This is a genomic window from Bradyrhizobium sp., from assembly GCF_049581145.1.
In the GTDB taxonomy this organism is placed as follows: Bacteria; Pseudomonadota; Alphaproteobacteria; order Rhizobiales; family Xanthobacteraceae; genus Bradyrhizobium.
This window is the reverse complement of sequence record NZ_JBAURI010000525.1, coordinates 1-4,224: the sequence shown is the minus strand read 5'-3', so window position 1 is coordinate 4,224 and position 4,224 is coordinate 1. Positions and strand designations below refer to the sequence as shown.

The following is a 4,224-nucleotide window of genomic DNA, read 5'->3' as shown; positions in this document are numbered from 1 at the left end:
CCAAGAGGCCGGGCCCGGTGCCGAGGTCGATCAGCGCAAGCGTCTTGGTGAAACCGAGCCGTCCTGAAACATCGCGAAAAAATTCGCCCGGATAAGGCTGCCGCAAATCCTCGTACAGCGGCACCGTGGTGGCAAAGCGTCCCATCGGGTGCGGGTGGTCCTTTCGGTTTGTGTCGGGCGGGCGCGGGATCGTGCGATAGCCGCACGCAGAAAGCGAATCACAGCGCGGCGGTTGCACGCGCGATGATGGCGCCTGGCGTGTGGCGGCGGTGTGGTCGTTACCGCGGCAGGCCGATCACTTTGCTGCTGCAGGGCTCACGGGAGGTGCGGCTGCGCAAGTCGTTGCGTGCAGGAGTTGAGAGCTTCCAGGGCGAATTGGCGTAATTCGCGCTATTGCGCGCCAATGCATCCGCGAGCGGGCTGCAGACATCGGTCTTTTTTCGTCATTCTTGCCCATGTCGCGCCGCCGTCTCACTTTTGCTTGCAGCGCGCTGCAATGAGCACGGACCGTTTCGTTCGAGAGGTGTGCCGTGCTTTCCTATCTGACCGCCGAAACCAGCTTTCTCCGATCGTTCGGCAACCGCAGCCTGCTGCTGCTGGTGTTGTGCGTGCTGACGCGGAGCGGCGAAAGCGTCGCGAAGGGGTCCGGGATCGGCGTCGCGCTCGACATCAACCCCGCCGTGATCGTCGTGTTCGGCCCCGTCCTCGCGCTCATTTTGTTGGTGTCGCTGAAACTGGAAGCGGACACGCTGCTGCTCGCGCGGGAAACCGCGCTGGACGAGACCATCAGCCTGCAGAGCGAGATCAGCCCCTGGCTCTATCTGTTGTTCAGCGTGCCGGCGGCGTCGGCCGCCTTCATGGCCGTGCAATTCATGCTGAAGCTCGTGCCGTCGAGGCCCGGCTGCGACAATTGGAGCGCGGCCAAGCAGCTCTCGGACACCGCGTTTCAGGGCGGGTCGGCCTCGGTCTATTGCATCGGTAACCTGAAGCAGGGCACGCCCTGGATCTATCCGCCGGCGCAGACCTATCTCTACATCGCATGCGTCGCCGCCTGCGCCTATCTGACCTGGCGCATCGCCATCGACTGGGCCAAGGCGCGCGGGGCGGTTGTCGAGACGAAAGCGGCAGAGAGCCAAGCGTGAGACCGCACTGCCCACTATTCGGTGCGAAGGCGGCTCGGCCCGAAAGATGGCTCACACCACAGAATGGATCGATTTCTGCGGGAACCATTTCAGCGGCACGCGGTTGCCTCGCGTTGCCTATCCACACACAGGAGGATGCCTTGGAAGGAAAGATTGCTGGACTATTGGGCGCGGTGGCCGCGCTCGGGACACTTGGATCTGCACAGGCCGCGCCTGCGCCGACCGACCCATTGCAGGCCAACTCTTACGCCGAGCTGCTGGAGCCGATCCCGAATGCCGGCGCCCTGCTGCTCGCCATCGACGAACAGAGCCCCGCCGCGGCATCCAGGACCGGTGAATTCCAGGTCGCAGAGCACCACCACCACCACCATCACCACCACGCCTACCGACGCCGCATCGTTGTGATCCCGCATCGGCGACATCACCATCATCACCACCATCATCACCACTGATTGGCGAGCGATCACATCGGCTCCGGAGCAATCCGGAGCCTTTTTGCTATCTGGCGTGATCGCGAGGCGTCTTGAGCCCGCGAGCCGCCCACTCGAGCCCAACCGGCCGCGCGAACGCGTCCCTGGCGTCATTGCGAGCGCAGCGAAGCAATCCATTTTTCCCCGCGGCATTACTCCTTTGGCGCGATGGATCGCTTCGCTGCGCTCGCAATGACGGAGTGCGGCATCAATAGCAGAGCAATTTCTAAACGTGCTGCCCGCCGTTGATATGGATCTCGGCGCCGTTCACGTAGGAACTGGTTTCCGTGCAGAGCACGTAGATGATCTTGGCCACCTCGTCGGGCGTGCCGAGCCGATGCAGCGGGATCTGCTGCTCGACGATCTTCTCGGTGCCGGGGGAAAGGATCGAGGTGTCGATCTCGCCGGGGGCGATCGAGTTGACGCGGACGCCGACGCGGCCGAAGTCGAACGCCATCTCGCGGGTCAGGGCTGCGAGCGCGGCCTTCGAGGTCGCGTAGGCCGCGCCCGCGAAGGGATGCACCCTGGAGCCCGCGATCGAGGTGACGTTGACGACCGAACCCTTCACCGCCTTCAATTCCTTGATCAGCCCGCGCGCCATCATGATCGGCGCGAAGAAGTTGACCCGGAACACGTGATTCCAGGTGTCGAGATCGGTATCGACCGAGCCGAGCCGCGCGCCGTTGCTGCCCTTCGGCGAGATCGCGGCGTTGTTGACCAGCGCGTGCAGCTCGCCGGCGTCGAGCCGCTCGCGGATCTCCGAGATCGCGCGCGTGGTGTCGCCGGGGTCGGCCAGGTCGACCTGGATGTGATCCTCCGGTCCGGCGCCCCATGGACATTCTTCGGGAAACGGGTGCCTCGAGCAGGTGATGACGCGCCAGCCGGCTGAGGAAAAGCGGATCACGGTGGCATGCCCGATACCGCGGCTGGCTCCGGTCAGGAGCATCGTGCGTCGCGGCGGCAGGTTGGATGAGCTCGGCATGAGGGTCTTTCGTTCAGGGATAAAGCCGCGTCTTGGACCAGGGCTGATCCGGCGTCTCGCGGCGAAATTCGATGCGGTCGTGCAGGCGGAACGGGCGGTCGTGCCAGAACTCGAAGCGCAGCGGGGCGATGCGCCAGCCGCTCCAGCCCGGCGGGCGCGGCACCTCGCCGATGAGGTAGCGGCCGGCAACCTTTGCGATCGCCTGCTCGAAGGCGAACCGGCTTTCCAGGGCTTGCGACTGCTTCGAGGCCCAGGCGCCGAGCTGGGCCTGCTTCGGCCGGCTGGCGAAATAGGCGTCGGCTTCGGCATCGGTCACCGGCGACACAGTGCCGCGGATCCGGACCTGCCGGCGCAGCGACTTCCAGTGAAACAGCAACGCCGCCTTGGGATTTGCGGCGAGTTCGCGGCCTTTCTGGCTCGCAATGTGACTGTAGAAGACAAAGCCCGTGGAATCATGGCCTTTCATCAGCACCATGCGCAGGTCGGGCAGGCCATCGGCGTCGACGGTCGCAAGCGCCATCGCATTCGGATCGTTCGGCTCGGACTTTGCGGCCTCCGAAAACCACTCGGTGAACAGCGCGAAGGGTTCCCCGGCCTCGGTGAAATCACCTGTTAACGGTGTCGGGTGTTTGATCGGGGTCGTGTCGGTCATTCCAGGAGCCCGTATTGCTGTCCGAGTTGCGTTCGTCCGCAGCCAAAGGCGCCAAGGCCGCGTTGCAGCGCCGGTTGAGTCCCGTCCTATATAGGGCATGGGGACGCGTTGGCCTATCGGCGATCGGGCCGAGGCTGGCTGCGGTTACAGTGATTCTCATCGGTGTGGCCTGCAGCGGCTGCAGCATGTCACGCGGGGCGTTCGCCAAAATGTCGGACAGCGACCTGCCGACCGGCTCGGTCAGCAATGCGAGCGGGCCGCAGCCGACCGACAGCGATCTCGCCTTCGCCCGCAATGCTGCCTCCGACGTGCTGACCAGGGGCAACAAGGACTCCAGCCAGCCGTGGGAAAATCCGCAGACCGGCGCGCGCGGCTCGGTGACGCCGGTGGCGGCGGCCTATGCCGACGACGATGGGCGCACCTGCCGTGATTTCCTGGCGAGCTATGTCAACGGCAAGACCGAAGCCTGGCTGCAGGGTGCGGCCTGTCAGAACGGCCACGGTCGCTGGGAAATCCACACCTTGAAGCCCTGGCGGCGCGGTTAGCTCGCTCATCCCCGTTGCAAAAATACAACGGGCACCCCAGATGAAACCGCAAGCGGGCAACACGCCCTTGGTCTATGATTCGATTTTCCCGTGAAGGAGATGTGACGGATGCGCGACCCCTATGAGGTCTTGGGGGTGCCGCGGAGCGCGAGCGCTGCGGCCATCAAGAGCGCCTATCGCAAGCTCGCCAAGAAGCACCACCCCGACTCGAACAAGAACGACCCGAAGGCTGCGGCGCGTTTTTCCGAGATCAACTCCGCCAACGAAATCCTCGGCGACGAGGACAAGCGCAAGGCGTTCGATCGCGGTGAGATCGACGCCGAGGGCAAGCCGCGCTTTCAGGGTTTTCCCGGCGGTGGTGGTGGTCGCGCCGGCGCCGGCGGCCCTGGCGGCTTCGAGAGCTATACCTTCCGCAGCGGTGGCGGCGCGGGCC

At 64.8% G+C, this 4,224-nt stretch carries 6 protein-coding genes; 4 read left to right on the top strand and 2 right to left on the bottom strand.

The features are described from left to right. The first annotated feature begins 530 nt into the window (after positions 1-530). Together WCB02_RS17130 and WCB02_RS17125 are read left to right on the top strand one after the other, a co-directional pair. A complete protein-coding gene (locus WCB02_RS17130) occupies positions 531-1,142 on the top strand; it encodes a hypothetical protein (protein WP_423959767.1) in 612 nt (203 codons plus the stop codon). 140 nt (positions 1,143-1,282) lie between these two features. After that, a complete protein-coding gene (locus tag WCB02_RS17125; protein WP_423959765.1) occupies positions 1,283-1,594 on the top strand; it encodes a hypothetical protein in 312 nt (103 codons plus the stop codon). Between the two features lie 244 nt (positions 1,595-1,838). Here WCB02_RS17125 and WCB02_RS17120 read toward each other — a convergent pair whose 3' ends face one another. After that, the gene (locus WCB02_RS17120; protein ID WP_423959763.1) at positions 1,839-2,594 is read right to left on the bottom strand and encodes an SDR family NAD(P)-dependent oxidoreductase; all 756 of its coding nucleotides are present in this window, start codon (positions 2,592-2,594) and stop codon (positions 1,839-1,841) included. Positions 2,595-2,607: 13 nt separating this feature from the next. After that, the gene (pdxH, locus tag WCB02_RS17115; protein ID WP_423959762.1) at positions 2,608-3,246 is read right to left on the bottom strand and encodes a pyridoxamine 5'-phosphate oxidase; all 639 of its coding nucleotides are present in this window, start codon (positions 3,244-3,246) and stop codon (positions 2,608-2,610) included. 185 nt (positions 3,247-3,431) lie between these two features. On the opposite strand from pdxH, the gene WCB02_RS17110 reads away from it, so the two are divergent. Both WCB02_RS17110 and WCB02_RS17105 read left to right on the top strand, forming a co-directional pair. Then, positions 3,432-3,791 carry an RT0821/Lpp0805 family surface protein gene (locus WCB02_RS17110; protein WP_423959759.1) on the top strand — a complete coding sequence of 120 codons (360 nt, stop codon included), beginning with the start codon at positions 3,432-3,434 and terminating at the stop codon, positions 3,789-3,791. A gap of 108 nt (positions 3,792-3,899) precedes the next feature. Further along, a partial coding sequence (locus tag WCB02_RS17105; RefSeq protein ID WP_423959757.1) for a J domain-containing protein occupies positions 3,900-4,224 on the top strand: 325 nt, incomplete at its 3' end.

What these genes read in the sequence shown, in the direction of transcription:
- WCB02_RS17120 (WP_423959763.1), bottom strand. Translation starts at nt 2,594, where the DNA reads ATGCCGAGCTCATCCAACCTGCCGCCGCGACGCACGATGCTCCTGACC.
- pdxH (WP_423959762.1), bottom strand. Translation starts at nt 3,246, where the DNA reads ATGACCGACACGACCCCGATCAAACACCCGACACCGTTAACAGGTGAT.
- WCB02_RS17110 (WP_423959759.1), top strand. Translation starts at nt 3,432, where the DNA reads ATGTCACGCGGGGCGTTCGCCAAAATGTCGGACAGCGACCTGCCGACC.